General features: G+C 37.7%; 19 protein-coding genes. 6 read left to right on the top strand and 13 right to left on the bottom strand.

From position 1 onward, the window contains the following. The first annotated feature begins 201 nt into the window (after positions 1-201). Positions 202-984, top strand: coding sequence for an enoyl-CoA hydratase/isomerase family protein (locus tag FRZ67_RS12755; RefSeq protein WP_147189934.1), 783 nt, complete (start codon positions 202-204; stop codon positions 982-984). Here FRZ67_RS12755 and FRZ67_RS12750 read toward each other — a convergent pair. Continuing rightward, a complete protein-coding gene (locus FRZ67_RS12750) occupies positions 981-1514 on the bottom strand; it encodes a hypothetical protein (RefSeq protein WP_147189933.1) in 534 nt (177 codons plus the stop codon). The genes FRZ67_RS12755 and FRZ67_RS12750 overlap by 4 nt on opposite strands. Positions 1515-1544: 30 nt before the next feature. Between FRZ67_RS12750 and FRZ67_RS12745 the strand changes: the two genes are divergently transcribed. Further along, positions 1545-2174, top strand: coding sequence for a DNA-3-methyladenine glycosylase family protein (locus FRZ67_RS12745; RefSeq protein WP_147189932.1), 630 nt, complete (start codon positions 1545-1547; stop codon positions 2172-2174). 25 nt (positions 2175-2199) lie between these two features. Here the strand turns inward: FRZ67_RS12745 and FRZ67_RS12740 are convergent, their stop codons facing one another. The 8 genes from FRZ67_RS12740 to mqnC all read right to left on the bottom strand — a co-directional run bounded on the left by FRZ67_RS12740 (position 2200) and on the right by mqnC (position 11848). Then, positions 2200-3591 (bottom strand): TolC family protein, encoded by a 1392-nt coding sequence (locus FRZ67_RS12740; protein WP_158638365.1) that lies wholly within the window; start codon positions 3589-3591, stop codon positions 2200-2202. Between the two features lie 220 nt (positions 3592-3811). After that, positions 3812-5158, bottom strand: coding sequence for an HlyD family secretion protein (locus FRZ67_RS12735; protein ID WP_147189930.1), 1347 nt, complete (start codon positions 5156-5158; stop codon positions 3812-3814). A 3-nt stretch (positions 5159-5161) separates the two neighbouring features. After that, positions 5162-6865: a peptidase domain-containing ABC transporter gene (locus tag FRZ67_RS12730; RefSeq protein WP_147189929.1), complete on the bottom strand. Its 1704-nt coding sequence runs from the start codon at positions 6863-6865 to the stop codon at positions 5162-5164. A gap of 64 nt (positions 6866-6929) precedes the next feature. Next, positions 6930-7565: a carbonic anhydrase gene (locus FRZ67_RS12725; RefSeq protein WP_147189928.1), complete on the bottom strand. Its 636-nt coding sequence runs from the start codon at positions 7563-7565 to the stop codon at positions 6930-6932. 223 nt (positions 7566-7788) lie between these two features. Continuing rightward, the gene (locus tag FRZ67_RS12720) at positions 7789-9351 is read right to left on the bottom strand and encodes a SulP family inorganic anion transporter (RefSeq protein WP_147189927.1); all 1563 of its coding nucleotides are present in this window, start codon (positions 9349-9351) and stop codon (positions 7789-7791) included. An 83-nt stretch (positions 9352-9434) separates the two neighbouring features. Next, complete coding sequence (locus FRZ67_RS12715; protein WP_147189926.1) at positions 9435-9734, bottom strand: hypothetical protein; 300 nt, start codon at positions 9732-9734, stop codon at positions 9435-9437. A 99-nt stretch (positions 9735-9833) separates the two neighbouring features. Then, a complete protein-coding gene (gene fabG / locus FRZ67_RS12710) occupies positions 9834-10589 on the bottom strand; it encodes a 3-oxoacyl-[acyl-carrier-protein] reductase (RefSeq protein ID WP_147189925.1) in 756 nt (251 codons plus the stop codon). 134 nt (positions 10590-10723) lie between these two features. Next, positions 10724-11848, bottom strand: coding sequence for a cyclic dehypoxanthinyl futalosine synthase (gene mqnC / locus FRZ67_RS12705; protein ID WP_147189924.1), 1125 nt, complete (start codon positions 11846-11848; stop codon positions 10724-10726). Positions 11849-11977: 129 nt separating this feature from the next. On the opposite strand from mqnC, the gene FRZ67_RS12700 reads away from it, so the two are divergent. Together FRZ67_RS12700 and FRZ67_RS12695 are read left to right on the top strand one after the other, a co-directional pair. After that, entirely contained in the window at positions 11978-13240 is a 1263-nt protein-coding gene (locus tag FRZ67_RS12700; RefSeq protein ID WP_225975330.1) for an aspartyl protease family protein, read from the top strand. Between the two features lie 175 nt (positions 13241-13415). After that, positions 13416-14675 (top strand): M16 family metallopeptidase, encoded by a 1260-nt coding sequence (locus tag FRZ67_RS12695; RefSeq protein WP_262713642.1) that lies wholly within the window; start codon positions 13416-13418, stop codon positions 14673-14675. Positions 14676-14752: 77 nt separating this feature from the next. On the opposite strand, the gene FRZ67_RS12690 is transcribed toward FRZ67_RS12695, so the two are convergent. Continuing rightward, complete coding sequence (locus FRZ67_RS12690) at positions 14753-14971, bottom strand: hypothetical protein (protein ID WP_147189923.1); 219 nt, start codon at positions 14969-14971, stop codon at positions 14753-14755. Positions 14972-15084: 113 nt separating this feature from the next. Here FRZ67_RS12690 and corA point away from each other — a divergent pair, with 113 nt between their 5' ends. Both corA and FRZ67_RS12680 read left to right on the top strand, forming a co-directional pair. Then, positions 15085-16182 (top strand): magnesium/cobalt transporter CorA, encoded by a 1098-nt coding sequence (gene corA / locus FRZ67_RS12685; protein ID WP_147189922.1) that lies wholly within the window; start codon positions 15085-15087, stop codon positions 16180-16182. A gap of 197 nt (positions 16183-16379) precedes the next feature. After that, the gene (locus FRZ67_RS12680) at positions 16380-16739 is read left to right on the top strand and encodes a response regulator (protein ID WP_147189921.1); all 360 of its coding nucleotides are present in this window, start codon (positions 16380-16382) and stop codon (positions 16737-16739) included. A gap of 11 nt (positions 16740-16750) precedes the next feature. Here the strand turns inward: FRZ67_RS12680 and FRZ67_RS12675 are convergent, their stop codons facing one another. The 3 genes from FRZ67_RS12675 to FRZ67_RS12665 are packed head-to-tail and all read right to left on the bottom strand — an operon-like array spanning position 16751 to position 18506. Then, on the bottom strand, positions 16751-17317 hold the full coding sequence (locus FRZ67_RS12675; protein ID WP_147189920.1) for a chemotaxis protein CheB: 567 nt from the start codon (positions 17315-17317) through the stop codon (positions 16751-16753). Further along, positions 17314-18135: a CheR family methyltransferase gene (locus tag FRZ67_RS12670; RefSeq protein ID WP_225975329.1), complete on the bottom strand. Its 822-nt coding sequence runs from the start codon at positions 18133-18135 to the stop codon at positions 17314-17316. Before FRZ67_RS12670 ends, FRZ67_RS12675 begins: the two co-directional genes overlap by 4 nt. A gap of 5 nt (positions 18136-18140) precedes the next feature. Continuing rightward, the gene (locus tag FRZ67_RS12665) at positions 18141-18506 is read right to left on the bottom strand and encodes a response regulator (RefSeq protein WP_147189918.1); all 366 of its coding nucleotides are present in this window, start codon (positions 18504-18506) and stop codon (positions 18141-18143) included. Positions 18507-18633: the final 127 nt, after the last annotated feature.

Here is an 18633-nt window from a genome sequence, read left to right as displayed (position 1 = left end):
TGATTTTTATAGCATCGCCTGTTGTGTCACTCACTTCATCGTTCAGATCATTATTGAACAAAGCGTACAAGAGTGCGACGCAACGAAAGCTTGATGCTTATTTAAATGTCCGGTTTAAAAAAGTTTACAATTTTCTTTCGCTTTGCTAATATAAAATTTGATTAACTTAATACTATCTTTCAAAACTTTAATGCTTACACTATGATACAGGAATTTAAAGAAGGATATGTAAAAGTTGAACGCGAACATGGAATAGCAACTATTGAATTTTTTCATCCGCAAAGCAATTCTTTACCAGGCAAAATACTGGAAACACTTGCACACGATATTCATAGTGAAGGTTTGAATGCTGTTACCAAAGTTATTGTGCTGCGCTCTGCAGGGGATAAAGCATTTTGTGCAGGCGCATCCTTTGATGAGCTTGCGGCGATTACCACAAAGGAAGAAGGTGTAAAATTTTTTAGTGGCTTTGCAAATGTTATTAACGCTATGCGTAAATGTTCTAAGCTGATCATTGCACGTGTGCATGGCAAATGTGTAGGTGGTGGCGTAGGTATTGCTGCCGCTGCGGATTATGCCATTGCTGCAGAAGGCGCGGAAATAAAACTAAGTGAACTTGCACTAGGTATTGGACCGTTTGTTGTTGGTCCGGCAGTTGAAAGGAAGATGGGTACATCTGCATTTTCGCAGTTAGCAATTGATGCGGGTTTGTGGAGACCTGCAGACTGGGCAAGACGCAAAGGTTTGTTTGCAGAATTGCATGCAGAAATTTCAGGCATGGATGATAGCATAACAAGATTATCTACTTCGCTTTCTCACTATAATCCTGAAGCAATGCACGAACTGAAAAAAGCTTTATGGAAAGGCACAGAACACTGGGACGAATTATTGCATGAAAGAGCTGCGATTAGTGGCAGGCTTATTCTTAGCCAATTCTCCAAAGACTTTATAGAGAAATTTAAAAGCAAACAGAAAATTGCTTAGTCGTAGTTTTCATTCCAGGTAACACTTATTGATTCTACTTTGTTCATATTCGTGTGAAACTGTATGTTGTTGCCTCCATCGTCACTTTGTACCCAGATTGTTGCACGTGTTTTACTTCTGGAAGTGTAATTATTTTCATAATCAGGAACGATCCAGATAGTATATGCTTCATAGGTATTAATGATCTTTATCTTATCATCGCCAATCGTAATGCCGGATGGTGTTTTCAAGAATGTAGAATTGCTTTTTATTTCGCGGAGAATGATATCATAATTTTTCTCGTCTGCCGATTGCCTGTCAAATACAAACGTGAAAGAAATGTTGTTGTAATCATAAGAAACGGTATCATAAGTCCAGTCTTCTTTTAATAGATTTTTCAATTTTATTTCTTTACCAAGTATCTTTTCCAGATCAGTTTTTTTCATATTGAGTTTAAAAGGGCCAATGCCATTCATAGTTACGCTGTATGTTTGCTGTGCATAAGAGTATACTGTTATAACTAAAAACAGCAGCGATAAAAATTGTTTCATTTTGAATCATTTCAGGGTTAACGAATAAATATGGAGTGTTTTAACGAAGATAATTTTATTTCGCTTTGCGATAAACTTGCTAAAAAAGATAAAGACCTCAAAACGGTAATCAAGCAGTATGGATATCCTCCATTCTGGAGTCGCATCCCTTCTTTTGCCACACTCATTCACATTATACTGGAACAACAGGTTTCCCTTGCTTCTGCAAAAGCAGCCTTATTAAAGCTTGAAGCAAAGATTGGACACATTACTCCTGAAAAAGTTTTATCGTTATCAGATGAAGAAATGAAAGCTTGTTACTTCAGCAGACAAAAAATTATTTATGCAAAACATCTTGCCTTGTCAATTGTAAATGGTGAATTGTTGATAGAAAAACTTATTGAAATGGATGACGAGTCTTTAAGAACAGAAATGAAAAAATTAAAAGGAATTGGAGACTGGACCGTTGATGTTTTCATGATGATGGCATTGCATCGCTGCGATTGTTTTCCTACCGGAGACATTGCTTTAATGAAAAGCGTTAAAGAAGTAAAAGGATTAGATATGCAGACAGACAAAGAAGAAATTCTTTTGCTTGCAAATGGTTGGAAACCTTACAGAACCCTTGCTGCGTTTATATTGTGGCATGCTTATATAAAGAAAAGAAATCTTGTGATTTAAAAAATCTAAAAGGCTTTGCAAAGAATCATCGGAGCAACCCACCAGCCCATTGCACCGCATAGTACGTTTTCTGATACTTGATTCTTAACTCAACTAATTTTTGCCCCGCCTCTATCATTTTATTTTCCCGGCTGTTTACAATAAAGAGCGAAGACTCTCCATTACGAAAGCGAAGCTCTTCCTGCTTTAATAAAATATTGTAATTATTGAAAGCGCTTTGCATTATTGCTAATTGGTTTTGCATCTGTGTAAACTGATTATAGTAAGAACGTATTTTATTTTCAGTTTCGCGGCGCTTTACTGAAAGTGCATAATTTGCTTCTTCTATTTTAAGCTTAGCTTTTTGGTAATCGCCACGCCCTTGCCTCAGAAACAAAGGCAATTTGAAATCTATTCCCCACTTGTAATTGTTTTCTATAAATCCAGCGTTTAATCCTTTAAGTACGTTATATTCCCTGTTTAAAATATTTACTTTTGCATTTATTACAGGTAAGAGATTTTGAAATTTTAATTTCTTTTCTACCTGCAATGCATCAAGCTTGTAGTTATAAATATTTAGTAATGGGTTTTGCAAAAAAGCAGTGTTTACAAGCTCTTCCTGCGACTGATATTGTAATGGTTCGCCGAAGCGAACTGTATCAGGAATAAATGTTGCTGGCAATGTGTATGCACTATCGTTTTGCTGCCACAGAAAAGTAGAAAGCTCCAGGTATGCGTCATTAAGTTTCATAAATGCATCTGTCTGTAACATTTCAAAATTTTGCAGTTGCGTATATGCTTCAAGCGTATCCATTGAAGAGCGGTCGCCATTTATAAAAGCAATTTTTACCAGCCTAAATCTTTGGGATGCTGTTTGCAAAAACCTGTTGTATAAATTATACAAAGTGTATGAGCCTGCCCATTGCCAGTAAGTTGTATACGCATCAAATAAAAGGTCATTTAAAATTTGTGCCCGCTCCTGTGTGCTTTGGCTTTGAAATATTTTCGCCTGTTGTATGGCAGCCCTTCTTTTGTCCATAAACAATCCTTTTGCAAGCGGCACTTCTACACCCATATAACTTGTATTGCCGCTCGTTACTTCGGGGTTAAGATATGCACCGCCATTACTTTCAAGCCCGGCTTTTATATCTGCACCGATCCATATAGGAATTTTCAATTCGGGGTTGGTGTAGAAATAATAATTTTTCCCATCAAATGTTTTTCGGGATGCATCAAACATAATTGCAGGATCAAGATTTCCCCTGGCTGCCGTAACCGCTGCTACTGCCTGTTTTGTAATAAGGTTTGCCTGTTTTGCAACAGGATGAAATTGTTTAACCTGCTGCACAAAGTCATCTACGGTAAAAACATTTTTTTCCTGTGCAGTTAAAATGCAATGCACGTAACAATAAATAATACTTAATAAAAATTTTTTCATTACTGAAATGTGTTTATTTTTTGTAGGAGGCATTTGTTTTTCTCATTTTCTCTTTAAGGCTGGATTATATTGCACTCTTGTACTGAATAATACAAATCAAATAGACTATAACTAAATCTGAATTTCTTCGGGACTTTTAGTCTTGCCGAATCGCGGACCAGACGTACAAGAGTGCGACGCAACGAAAGCTTTATACTTATTCAACGGCTGGGTACATAAATTACTGCTTTATTGTTTCTGTTTGCTGTGGTTTATAATATTCCGGCGGAAAACCATTGATGTTTCTCCATAGCTCATACCATACCGAAACGGTTTTCAGCAATGCAATGCCACTGGCTCCGCCGCCAATACGCAATTGCGGCGGCCAAGTTTTATCTGTACTGTCTTCTGTAACCAGTACACGAAATTTTCCGTCTTTATTTGTATTGTTTTCAATTGCGGTTACAATACCGCCAAATGTTCCGTAAGATGCAGCGGGCCAGCCCTGGAAAACAATTGCGGGAAAACCATCAAAAACAAAACGTACTTTCTGTCCGGCAGCTATAAGCGGCAGATCCATTGGATTTACAAACATCTCAACTGCATATTGAAAATGATCGGGGACTATTTCCGTAATCAGTTCTCCTTCTTTTACAATTTCACCGATGCCTGCTTTTTTTATTTGAATAATTTGCCCGCTTTGCGGAGCCAAAACATAATAAAGCTTGTTACGTGCATCATACCCTGCATATACATTTTGCAGTTTTGTAACATCTGCATCTGCAGATGCCGCACTTGACAAAGAGGCAAAACGATCTCCTTGTGCCTTGGATATTTTGTCTGTATAATCCTGAATGGTATTATTTTTTTCCAAAGCAATATTTATTAATTCCTGTTTTGACTGCAGCAATTTATTTTCTGTACTAATTCTTTTTGCAAGGGCGTTTTGAAAACTTATTTTTCTTTTTTCAAAATCTGTGAGCGCAATTACGCCGCTGTCGAGCATTTGCTGCGCTGCATCTGCCTGGCGCTTAGCAATACTTAATTCATTGTTTGCTGTTATAAGATCTATGCTGTCGTTTTGCACTTTCAACAGCTGTTGCTTTTGTTTTATATCAACCTGGCTAAGTTTAAGATCTCTTGACTGTGTTAATGCGGTAATCTGTGTAACGGCAGTTCCTGCTTTGCTTTTATAGTTTTCTGCACTTATAGATTTTGCATCAATTTGTTCCTGTGTACGTTTTAATAATTGCGGGTCGAAATACTCCGGCTTTACTTCGCCAAGTTGCAAAATGGTATCGCCCTTATTTACATGATCGCCCTCTTTTACATACCATTTTACCACACTTCCGGCAATAATATTGTTGAGTTCTTGTGTTCTTTGTTCGGGGCGAAGCGTGGTAACATTTCCTTTTGTTCTTACATTTTGCGTCCACGGTAAAAAAAGAATTATACCCAATGCAATAAGAATACCTGCAACCCATTTTTTTATTGCACTTTTTTTGTGTATCCTATAAATATGCTCAAATGATTTGTATGTGCTGTTTTCAGCAATTTGTTCAATGCTGTTTTCAAGATACCTGTTCATACATCAGAGTATTTTATTTTTTACTTCATGCCACGGGCCTTGTGCATAAATAATCCCATTTTTTAACAGTAATACTTTATCGCAGGATGCGGCTACTGTTTCATCGGTTGTTGCAATTACGATGGTTGCAGTTGTATCATTCTTAAGAAACCTGAGGATTTTTTGTGTATTTATTTTATTGAAATGCTGGCACGGTTCTTCTAATAAAAGCAACCTGTGTTCACCCAACAGAGCACGCATCACTAAAATAGACTGAATAAATTTTTTTGGAAGTCCTTGCCCGGCCGGGTCGAGTATAAAATCATATCCTTCTTTTTGCTGCTCTGTCAGTTCAGACAGACCGGTTATTTCTGCAAGTGTTGTTATTTCTTGTAGTGAAACCGCTTCGTTGCCCATTGTGATATTTTCAAGAAGCGAGCCTTTAAAAATGTCCTGCATACTTAGCAGTATACCTGTGTGAGCACGCAAAGACTGCAGGCTGTAATTGCCAATAGGAATTTCATCTATTAAAATATTACCATCAAATTTTTTAAATGCACCCGTAAGTAACCGAAGAATTGTTGATTTACCTGCGCCCGAATCTCCCATAACAGCAATATGCTGTCCGGCTTCTACTTTAAATGAAAGGTTGCGTAAAACGGGGTTTATCGCTGAATATTCAAAACTTACATTATCAAATTTTAAAGCAACGCCGCTTTTAAAATCCGGTAGTATTAAAGAACCCTCAGATTCTGTTTTGCTGCCGGTTACTTTGCCGAGTTTTTCCAATGCAGTTAAAACATCGTACACTTTATCGAGGTTAATAATAAATTTTTCAACCGCTGCAATCACCATTATTATTACCAGTTCTGCTGCTACAAACTGCCCTATGTTAAGCTTTTGATTTATCAGCAGAAGTGCGCCTACTATAAGCATGGCTGCTGTAATAAGTACTTTAAAGGCAATGAGGCTCCAATATTGTTTTTGCAGTATTTTAAAATGTTCTGTTCTTGCATTGAGATACCCTGTAGTAAGTGTGTCTGTTTGTTTAAGGTGTATCGATGTTCCTTTTGAATATTTAAATGTTTTAATGGTGCGTGCAATTTCTTCAATCCAGCCCGCAACTTTATACTTGTAATCACTTGCCAGCATATTTGTTTCCATACCTTTAACGGAGGAAAACCTAAGAATAAGAATTACCAGTAAAAAAAGAGAAACACCAAATGCAATAAAAACCGGATGATAAAATGATAAGAGGATAAGGCCAAATATAAGCTGAATAAATGCAGCAGGAATATCAAGCAACAGTTTTGAAATGCCTTTCTGCAGAGACATTGTATCGAAAAATTTATTTACCATTTCAGGTAAATAATAGCTGTTCACTCTTTGCATATCTATCCTGGGCAACCTGTCTGTAAATTCAAAGGCATATCGTAGAAATAGCTTTTGTTCAATTTTTTCAATTACCTGCATTTGTTTTACCTGCAGCAGACCTGAAAAAAATACGCCTGTAACAACTAAAACAATAAGAACAATCATAGATGCAGATAATACACCTGCCATTACAAAACCAATAATGGTTTGTATGCCTAAAGGAAGTGAAAGCTGTAAGAGGCCGCTAAAAATAGCATAAGCATATATTGAGTAAAAGTCTTTCCGGTCAGCTTTTATTAATGTATAAAATTTATACAATGCGCCGCCAAGCGCATTGGCGCTTTTATCTTCCATCTCAGAATATTTTCAAAGAGAGTTAAAAATATTAAACAAATCTTACCTGCCAAAAACAACATTCTTATAGGTCATCATATTCATATATGTCATCTATATGCGTACCCGCTTCCATTTCAAAAACAGGATTTATAATGCCATCTTTTAATCCATAGACCCACCCATGCAAATGCGGTCTTTGTTCATGTTTCCATGCACGCTGTACGATAGATGTTTTGGCAAGATCCATCACCTGCTCCCTCACATTCAATTCGCAAAGTCTGTCTGCACGCGCATCAAAATTTTCTATCGCATCTAATTCTTTTCTGTGCAACCGATAAACGTCTTTAATATTGCGCAGCCACATATTCAGTACTTGCTTATAATCGTGATTACTCATCGCTGCTTTTATACCGCCGCAACCATAATGCCCGCAAACAATAATATGTTTTACTTTAAGATGATTAACTGCATATTCAAGCACGCTTAGCACATTAGAATCTGTATTCACCACCATGTTTGCAATGTTACGGTGTACAAAAATTTCACCCGGTTGTGTGCCTGTTATTTCGTTTGCCGGCACGCGGCTGTCGCTACAGCCGATCCACAAAAATTCCGGCGTTTGTATATGTGCAAGGCGATTAAAATAATCAGGATCATCTGCAACTCTTTCGTGCGCCCATGCCTTGTTTTCAAGTAAAAGTTTTTGATATGATTCCATAGTAGTCAATTTTTTATTTACTGTAGTTTGTAAAGTTATTAATGAAAAAATGTTGAGGAATTTTTTTTTGAGCCTGGCTCCAATGCCTGTGGCATCGCCCCTTGCGTCGCACACTTGTGCCGTTGAACAATTCTCTGCAAAAAACTGCTCATTAAAGAACAAAACGTACAGGTGTGCGACGCAACAACAGCTCAATAGGTTTACAACGGCCGGGAACAAAAAATTACACTGTTACCAATTGTAATTTTTCTTCGATTAACTGATGATCTTTTTTGTAAAGACTTTTTCTAATTTCCACGCGTATATTTTTAAGGTGTGCATGATGTTGAAAATCGTTGATGACTTCTATTACATCTTTGTCTAAAAAATCTGTTCTCGAAAGATCTATTAACACGTATGCATTTGCAGGAACTTCTTCCAGTTTTGCCTTTAGAATAGGTTTATTAAGAAACGAAACATCTTTGCGCAGGCGAAACAAATATTTATTATTATCATTTACAACAAAGAGTGCCGTTTTAAAATTACTGCGCAACACAAAGAATAAACCAACCACAATGCCAATTAATATTCCAATAAGAAGATCTGTGAAAATGATGGCAAGTATTGTAATTACAAAAGGCACAAACTGGTCAAACCCTTTGTGGTAAAAAGATCTGAAAATGGAAGGTTTGGCAAGCTTGTACCCGGTATAAATAAGTATTGCAGCAAGTGCCGAAAGAGGTATCATCTTTAATAATCCGGGTATCAATGCTACACTTAACAGTAGCAGTATACCATGTGCAACTGCAGACATTTTTGTTTTTGCTCCTGCATTTACATTCGCTGATGTTCTTACAACAACAGAGGTTACAGGTAGCCCTCCAAGTAAACCTGAAACAATGTTTCCAATGCCTTGTGCTTTTAGTTCCCGGTTTGTTGGTGTTACTCTTTGATAAGGATCCAGGTTATCTGCAGCTTCAATATTTAATAGTGTCTCAAGGCTTGCCACAATGGCAAGCGTAAGTGCCGTAGTCCATACCAAAGGATTTGAAAAGCCACTCCAGTCGGGCATTGTAAAGAATGTAAAAAATTCTGTTGCGTTTGAAGCAACAGGAAGGTTTACCATCTGCTCTGGCTTTAATACATTTCCGTTACCTGCCGCGAATTGATAAATGAATATCGAAGCAACCACTACCACCAATGGCGCGGGAATCAATTGAAAGAATTTCCCCTTTTTTACCAGCACCTTGTCCCACACAATTTGTATTGCGAGTGAAATAGCCCCTATTATTAATGCAACTGGCGTTATGCGCTGTGCGGCCATTATGATCTCACTAAATGTATTCTTACTATCTTTTTGCACAAACTCATAGTCACCCTGAAAATCTGCATCATACCCCAGAAAGTGTGGCAATTGTTTTAAAATAAGAATTATACCTATTGCACTAAGCATTCCTTTAATAACACTCGAAGGAACATAATCGCCAAAAACGCCTGCTTTTATAAACCCAAGAATTATCTGTATAACCCCTGCTAAAACAACAGCTAATAGAAATGTTTCATAGGCTGGCATCTTTAAAATTGCTGCTGCAACAATTGCGGTTAAGCCGGCCGCAGGACCACTAACACTTAAATGGGAGCCGCTTAAACTCCCCACTATAATTCCACCAACAACTCCTGCAATAATTCCCGAAAATAACGGAGCCCCGGAACCCAATGCAATACCTAGACATAATGGTAATGCCACCAGGAAAACAACTACAGATGCGGAAAGATCTGCACCTGCATTTTTAAACATATTTTTCATTGAATAAAATGCTTTAAGTACATGAATAAAACAACACATTATTGAAATGATCAATAATAGCAAGCAAAAAATAATTAATGTACTTAAGCTATGTTTGGAGGAGGTGTATGAATTTCACCGGCATGATTATGCGGAAGTAAGCTGGCAAAGTGAACATATTCACTTATGTTGCCAGAGACAAAATCATTTTCAGCGAAAGTGTTTAAAAAATAATCATCTTTTAGCAGCAGTTTACAGGGATTATCTTTTCCTATATCCAGTGAGTGAGGAATTTCTTCGTTTATCTGGTTGCCAAAAAGAACTGCACCAATTGCCTTTACAGGCAACATTTGCGTTGACAATGTCAACAAACAAAAAAGTGCTATGATCTTTTTAAATTTCATCAGGTGCAAAGAAACAATATAATATGCTAAACCACAACAATGAAATGATGTTTAACAAAAAGGCTTTCCCGAATAAAAAAGCGGCCAATTACCCATCTTTTAAATATTCAGACCTCCGCAAACGCTAAGTGTTTGGCCGGTAATATAAGATCCCATGTCACTCGCAAGAAATAGTGTGGTATTGGCTATTTCTTCAGAAGTACCAAAACGCCCAAGCGGGATTCTTTTCAAAAAATCTTCTCCTGCTGCGCCATCTTTTAAATAATGTGTCATATCTGTTTCCACAAAGCCGGGCGCAATTGCATTGCAGCGGATATTACGGCTACCCAGTTCATGCGCAATAGATTTTGTAAAACCAATAATGCCTGCTTTACTTGCAGCATAACTGCTTTGCCCTGCGTTACCGCGCATCCCTATCATCGAACTCATATTTACAATGCACCCTTTTTTTGCCTTCATCATAGGGCGCATCACATGCTTGGTCATGTTATAAACGCTTTTAAGATTTGTATCCATAACATTGTCCCACTCCTGTTCAGAAACACGCAGCAATAAATTATCCTTGCTTATTCCAGCATTATTAATGCAGATATCAATTGCTCCAAATTCTTTCAATACATCATTCACCAAAGATTCGCATTGCGCAAAATCAGACGCATTGCTTTTATATGCTTTTGCTTTTATACCCAACGCCTGCAATTGTGTTTCCAGTGCTGCTGCTTTTTCTGCACTGCTGTCGCTTACATAAGTAAATGCAATGTTAGCTCCATGCTCAGCAAACTTTACAGCAATGCCTGCACCAATACCACGTGCGGCGCCGGTTATTATAGCAACTTTACCTTCGAGTAATTTCATAATGTTGATTTTGGTATGCGCAAAAATAAAGGTTTATATTATGCGATTTTTTTTGTTCCGGCTAATGTACTTGTGGCATCTTCGTTGTGTCACTCACTTGTACGCTTTACTATAAACTGAGCATAAAAATTCATTTAATAATTCACTACCTGCTCTACGATTGTCTCAGGAATTTTCCTCCATTCATATTGCTGGTTGCGCAACTGCGGTTCAAAGCCTGCCTCTTTAATGGCTTGTTGTATTGACCTATAAGTAAACCTGTGTGGCGCACCTGCAGCACTTACTACATTTTCTTCTATCATGATGCTGCCAAAATCGTTGGCGCCGGCATGCAAACAAATTGATGCCGTTTGCTTGCCTACGGTTAACCAGCTCGCCTGTATATTTTTTACATTAGGCAGCATAATGCGACTAAGCGCAATCATACGAATATATTCATCCGGTGATGTAAGATTATGAACGCCTCTTATTCTTGCCAGTAATGTATCTACATCCTGGAAGGTCCATGGAATAAAGGCTAGAAAGCCTTTTGCATGTTCCGGCTTTTTTGCCTGTATTTCTCTTATGCGTGCAAGATGAATAAATCTTTCCTCTATTGTTTCCACATGACCAAACATCATCGTAGCACTTGTTGTGATATTTAGTTTATGTGCCTCGTGCATAATGGCCAGCCATTCATCTGCCCCGCATTTTCCTTTGCTGATCAGCCTTCTTACACGATCAATTAATATCTCTGCACCTGCGCCGGGCAGTGAATCTAATCCTGCTTCTTTCAATGCTACAAGCACATCATGATGACTCATTTTTTCCAGCTTGCAAATATGTGCTACTTCGGGTGGCCCTAAGGCATGCAACTTTAGTATTGGATATTCCTGTTTTATCTGGCGGAAAGTTTTTGTATAAAAATCCAAGCCCAGTTGCGGATGATGCCCACCCTGCAATAAAAGCTGATCTCCTCCGTATTTAAATGTTTCTTCTATCTTCTTACGGTAAGTATCCATATCTGTAATATATGCTTCTGCATGGCCGGGAATGCGATAAAAATTACAGAATTTACAATTGGCAATACACACATTGGTGGTATTTACATTACGGTCTATCTGCCAGGTAACTTTTCCATGCGGCACCTGCTTTTTCCTAAGTTCATTGGCTACAAACATAAGGTCGGCCAACGGTGCCTGGTGAAAAAGAAAAACACCTTCTTCCACACTAAGGAATTCAAAATCTAATGCACGCCGGTACAATGAAGAAAGATCCATACAATCACTTTTTTTGTTCGGCGCAAAATTACGGCTTGTTGCAGCAGAAAAATCTTTTGCCTAAAGTATGAGTAGTAGAATAACATTATTAAAGGTTTTGCACTATGTGCAGCGGGACGTAACTTCAATATGTCTGGAATATTAACTGACGATTGTAAACCCAAAAGTACAAGAGTGCGACGCAACGAAAGCTTAACCAGGGTATCTGTTGCCTGGTACATACTTTTTCTTTGTTGTTTTATATGCAATCAAATGCATGCGCAGGAGGAATTTGTTCCACCTGAAGCCAGGCACATCACCTTTGTTCCCTTTTCTATGCTTACCGGAGGTATCATGATTGTAAGGGCTACGCTTGATGATCATAAAGACTCGCTGAACTTTGTACTCGATACAGGCAGTGGCGGCATTTCATTGGATTCTGCAACTGCAGCTTACCTGCAGGTAGAGCAAAAAATGAGCGACAAAACTGTGCGTGGCATTGCCGGAGTTAAAACAGTGATGTTTACCTATAATCACACGCTTCATATGGAGGGGATATCTGTTGCGAATCTTGATTTCCACATCAATGATTATGATATTCTTACCAGTGCTTACGGTGTGCGCATAGATGGCATTATTGGTTACAGTTTCCTGCGCCGCTATATTGTTTCTATTGATTATGAAAAAATGATTTTTGAAGTACTTACACCGGGAACCTACAAATATCCCCGTGGCGGTTATATGCTTAAACCCCAATTCTCAACACTGCCCATGCAGATGATTGGAGTAAAAGACAGTAAAGAAATTCTTAGCAAGTTTTATTTAGATACCGGCGCAGGGTTATGTATGCTGCTTAATGAAGATCTTGTGGAGGATAGTGCTTTGCTGCGATCTAAAAGAAAATTATACCCTACAGAAGCGGAGGGTTTAGGGGGTAAAAAATCTATGAGCCTTACTGTTGTAAAAGAAGTAAAAGTAGGTCCGTATAAATTCCGTAATGTACCAGTGTATGTTTTTGATGATGAGTTTAATATTACCCAGTATCCTGTTTTGGGCGGCCTGCTTGGCAATGATATCTTGAGGAGGTTTAACGTAACGCTTAATTATCCTGAACAACAGATCTATATAAAACCCAACAAACGCTACTCCGATTCTTTTGATTATTCTTACTCCGGGCTTGGCATGTACCTGATTGATGGCGCTATTACAGTAACGGATATTATGAAGAAGTCTCCGGCCGAAGATGCGGGTTTTGTGCCAGGAGATATTGTTATGGGTGTTGATAACGATCTTTCAGGAAATATACAATCCTATAAGACCCGCCTGCAAAATGCCGGCGAAAAAGTAAAAGTGCTTATAAGCAGAAAAGGGGAGTTAATGGTAATTACCATGAAGATCCGAAGTATACTCTGATATATTTATTCTGCGTTTTTTGAGCCAGACTTTAGAATAACTATTTTACATCGTTGCGTCGCACACTTAAACGCTTTATCCGCTGTTCAGCATTTATGCATTGTTTCGTTAGCAGAAATTCTTTTTTGTTACTGCACGGTTTACACCTTTCTAAACTTTTCATTAATTAAATTGCATGTCAGCAATTAAGAAAGCTATGATTAATTATAACAGGTTTGTTCTCGATAATGGTTTACGTGTACTGGTGCATGAAGATGATTCTACGCCAATGGCGGTAGTAAATATAATGTACGATGTGGGCGCAAGGGATGAAGATCCGGAAAAAACAGGCTTTGCTCATTTGTTTGAACACCTGATGTTTGGCGGCAGTATTCATATAAAAGATTACGACGAACCTTTGCAAAGAGCTGGTGGAGAAAACAATGCCTACACAACAAATGATCTTACCAATTATTATTGCCAGCTTCCTGCGCAAAATATTGAGACAGCTTTCTGGCTTGAAAGCGACAGGATGCTGAGCCTTGCATTTGGTAAGAAAAGCCTGGAAGTGCAACGCAAAGTAGTGATCGAAGAATTTAAAGAACATTACATTAATCAACCTTACGGAAATGCGTGGCATAAATTGCGTGATCTTGCTTATACAACGCATCCTTATCGATGGATGACAATTGGAAAAGAGCTAAGCCATATTGAACATGCACAACTTGATGATGTAAAGAATTTTTTCTTTAAACATTACCGTCCGGTTAATGCAATACTTGTCGTTGCAGGTAATATAAAAACAGAAGAGGTAAAACGTCTTGCAGAAAAATGGTTTGGCGATATACCCATGGGTGAAAAATATAACAGGCAATTACCAATAGAACCATTACAAACGGCTGCACGCAAATTAGAGCTTACCGGTGATGTGCCTTTGGATGCATTTTATAAAACCTGGCATATGCCCAGCCGGCTTGAAACAGGTTATTATGTTGCTGAACTAATAACAGAAATTCTAGGTGGTGGTGCATCATCGCGATTATACCAGAGCTTAATAAAAGAAAAGAAATTATTCAGCAATATTGAATGCTACCAGTTTGGCAGCACTGATGCGGGCCTACTGGCTATTGAAGGAAAATTGATAAAAGGTGTTAAGCCCGATGCTGCAGAAGAAGCAGTAGAAGAAGAGCTTTCAAAAATAAAAGAGTCAGCCGTTGGCGAAACCGAACTGGAAAAAGTAAAGAATAAAACAGAGAGCATTATTACGTTTGAAGATATGAGTGTGATGAGCCGCGCCAATAGCCTCGCTTATTATGAATTGCTCGGTAATGCAGAACTGATGAATGAAGAGATGGGCAAGTATGCTGCTATTACAGCTGATGAAGTTGTAGAATACAGCAATAAAATATTTGATAAGAACAATGGCAGTACGTTGTATTATTTGAGTAAAAATTAAATTAATTTCACACTTATAAACAAAGCCTGAAATTCTTTCAGGCTTTGTTTATTTATGAATGTTCATTTTAATTTTTCCTAATCAATGATTGCAACCCATATTTTTTCTTCTTCTGAATATTCAACAACACCTGTTGTAACAAAGCCTTCATTGTCGTCTAATAAAATTGTAAGCCCTGAATACAAGTGTATATTTTGATTTTTAATATCATCCAACGTGCCCTTTGTAATTAATCGTACTCTTCCGCTTTTATCAGCATTATTAAAATCTACAAATATTTTATAAAAAGGATTCATTATACATTAAAGATATACCGTACAAGTGAGTGACACAACAGGCGATGCCACCTGCACCATTGCCGGTCACAAAAAAAATTTACGCCTTTATTGCTTTTAAATAATTTCATAGCATGATAGAGGAGACAAAAAAATACCTGCACTTAATTCTTCCATTTTTTAATACCAAGCGTACCAAAGAAATTTTCAGGATTAATCCTACTGTTATTCCTGCAAGAGAAGAAGCTGCTGATGTAGCGATCTACGTGTATGACTATGATCAAAGCGAAATGAAAGAATATGAACTGGAAAAAGTAACTGATGCTTTTAATTGCCGCGATAACAACAAAATAAGCTGGATAAATATTGATGGCATCCGCAAAAGCGATGTGGAAGCAATCTGCAAGCATTTTGGTGTGCATATGCTGCTGATGGAAGATATTCTTAGTGTTGGTCAACGACCAAAAATGGATGAGATCGATAACATTCTTTTCTGCCTGATGAATATGCTTTATTTCAATGATCATAACGGCGCCGTAGAATCTGAACAGATAAGTATTGTATTGGGTAAAAATTTTGTGATCAGTTTCCAGGATGATAAGAACAGGGATGTGTTTGACCAGGTGCGAGATAAATTGCGGATACCTAATTCAAAGCTGCGACAAAGCGGCGCAGATTATCTATGCTATGCAATGATAGATCTTGTGGTAGATCACTACTATCTTGTAATGGAAAAACTTGGCGAAAGAATTGAACAGCTTGAAGAAGAAATTATTCGTTACGGCAATTCACGTTCTCTGGCGCGCATTAATAACCTGCGCAAAGAGCTGATCGTACTAAAAAGAAATATGGCTCCTGTAAGGGATATGATAAATGGCTTTTTGCGCAGCGAAAGTGATCTGTTGCAGGATCGCACAACCAAATACTTTAAAGATGTGTACGATCATATAGTGCAGGCCAGCGATCTTGTAGAAAACTATCGTGATATGATGATGACCTTGCAGGATCTTTACATGAACAAAGTAAACCTCCGTTTGAATGAAGTAATGAAAGTAATGGCCATTGTAACATGCCTGCTTGCGCCTGCTGCTGTTATTGGCGGCATTTTTGGAATGAATTTCGAAGTAATTCCTTTAACACATCAGCGCGAAGGTTTTTATGTTGCAGTAGCATTAATGTTCATCATACCAATATGGATGATCCGGGTATTTAAAAAAAGAGGGTGGTTTTAATAAAATGAATTTTGTACAGGGCTTCATTACAACTATTAAGCTTTTCTTGCGTCGCACTCTTGTACAACTGTATCGGTACTATGCAGCTGGTATTATGCTTCGTTATATTTTCAGAACCAGTGTATATTTGTTTTTTATTTTATAGTTTTTTTGAAAAACACGTCTGCAAAAACTTCTCCGGAACAAACCTTTATACCATGAGTAAGATTATGATATTTGATGATGATAAGGATATACTGGATATATGCTCTATTATTTTAAAAGCCAAAGGTTATAAAGTATTTACTGAAACTTCCTGTGAAAACGTGATAGAAAAAATAAAGGCCTGTGAACCCAAAGTAATTTTGATGGATAATAAAATTCCCGAGACCGGTGGTATTGCTGCCACACGTTTTATAAAACAAACAGAAAGCACCAAAAATATTCCCGTAATTTTTTTTAGTGCCAACACTAATGTGGCGCAGCTTAGTAAAGAAGCCGAGGCAGATTATTTTCTGCAAAAACCATTTGATATAACTGAGCTGGAAAATATGATTGAACTTGTTGCGGGAATATAATTGCATAGTTTTTACGCCAGGCTGTTTATGAATGCGCCAATATCCCTGCTGTTTAAAATGTGATCCGCTGTGGTAAGTTCAAGTGCCTGTTCCGGCATGTAAGAAACTTCTGCTTCTGCAGGATCCTGCACAATTATCAGCGATCCCTTTTCTTTTGCATAACGCAATCCTTCCGCACCATCGGCGTTTGCGCCTGAAAGTAATATACAAAGCAGTTTATTTTTATACACTTCTGACGAAGATTTAAAAACAACATCTATACTTGGCCTGCTGAAATTAATTTTCTCAGAATAATCAAGCGAAAAGCTGTGATCATTTTCTATCAGCACATGATAATCTGCAGGGCATATATAAATTTTCCCCTTATCTATTTTTTCTTTCTCTTCAATTTCTTTTACCGGCATACTTGTTTTAAAAGAAAGCAGTTGCTCAAGTGCAGAGTCGTAACTTACATTCCGGTGCAGCACCAGTAAAAATGGGATGGAAAAGCCTGGTCTTATATTTTTAAAGATCCTGAATATAACCTGCAGGCTACCGGCAGAGCCCCCAATCACAATAAGTTTATAAGAATCTTTCATTTAAGCTTTCTCCATATTTTTTCACGATCCTCCAGCTGTTTGTATTTATGTGCAATGGATGAGAAACGTAAAGATTCTTTTGAGCCTAATGCAAGAAAGCCAAGCATGTCCAGGCTGTTGTCAAATAAGTCTAATACTTTACCCTGCAAATTTTTTTCAAAGTAGATAAGTACATTTCTACAAAAGATGAGCTGGAAAGAATTGAAAGAAAAATCAGACACGAGGTTATGTGTAGAAAAGATCATTTTGCGCTGAAATATTTCGTTGAACTTTGCAAGATTATAATTTGCAGTATAGTAAGAAGAGAATTCCTGCAAGCCGCCGGATAGTATATAATTCTTTGAATACTGCTGCATTTGGTTTACCTGGAAAATCCCATTTCTTGCTCTGTCCAGCACCAATGGGTTTAAATCTGTGCCATACAATAATGACCGCTCTAACAGATTTGCTTCTTTCAATAAAATTGCCATTGAATAAACTTCTTCTCCTGTTGCGCAACCTGCGTGCCATATACGTATGAAGGGATGTGTGGCAAGTACCGGTATAATTTTTTCTCTTATTACTTTATAGAATAGTGGATCGCGGAACATCTCGGTTACATTAACGCTTATCTCGGTAACTGCATGATTAAAATAGTCCTGGTCTGTTTTTATACGATATCTTAAAGCAGCAAACGAAGAAAATTTATCCATTATAAAAAGACGTTGTATCCTGCGCTTAAAAGATGCTTTTGAGTACTCTGTAAAATCATAACCGTACTGCTGCAGCATATCATCAAGCAACACTTCTATCTCTTCGTCTGTTATTATAACCTCCACATTTTCTATTTTAAATATTTTTCTACCAAAGCAAGTAATGCATCTACATCTACAGGTTTTGCAATATAGTTGTCGGCTCCGGCGGCAATACATTTCTCTCTGTCACCTTTCATTGCCTGCGCTGTTACTGCAATAACAGGCAGTTCCTTAATTTGCTCTTCATTTCTTATTACACGCAGCGCTTCGTACCCGTCCATTTCAGGCATCATCATATCCATTAACACGATGCCTATTTCTTCTTTTTCTTTCAATTGCTGTATACCTTCTGCGGCGCTTGTGGCAGATACGGTTGCATACCCTTTCGCTTTTAATGTTGCTGATAGAGCAAATATGTTTTTATTATCATCATCAATGATCATAATCTTTTTCATAATAAGAAAACTCTTGTTTCTTTTTTGTTACAGGCTTTTGTATTATTGTGGGGCTTCGTTGTGTCACTCACTTGTGCGCCTTGTTCTTTGCTCAGCAATGATTAACAGTACAAGTGTGCGACGCAAC

The organism is Panacibacter ginsenosidivorans (assembly GCF_007971225.1).
In the GTDB taxonomy this organism is placed as follows: domain Bacteria; phylum Bacteroidota; class Bacteroidia; order Chitinophagales; family Chitinophagaceae; genus Panacibacter; species Panacibacter ginsenosidivorans.
This window is presented reverse-complemented; position numbering and strand designations above follow the sequence as displayed.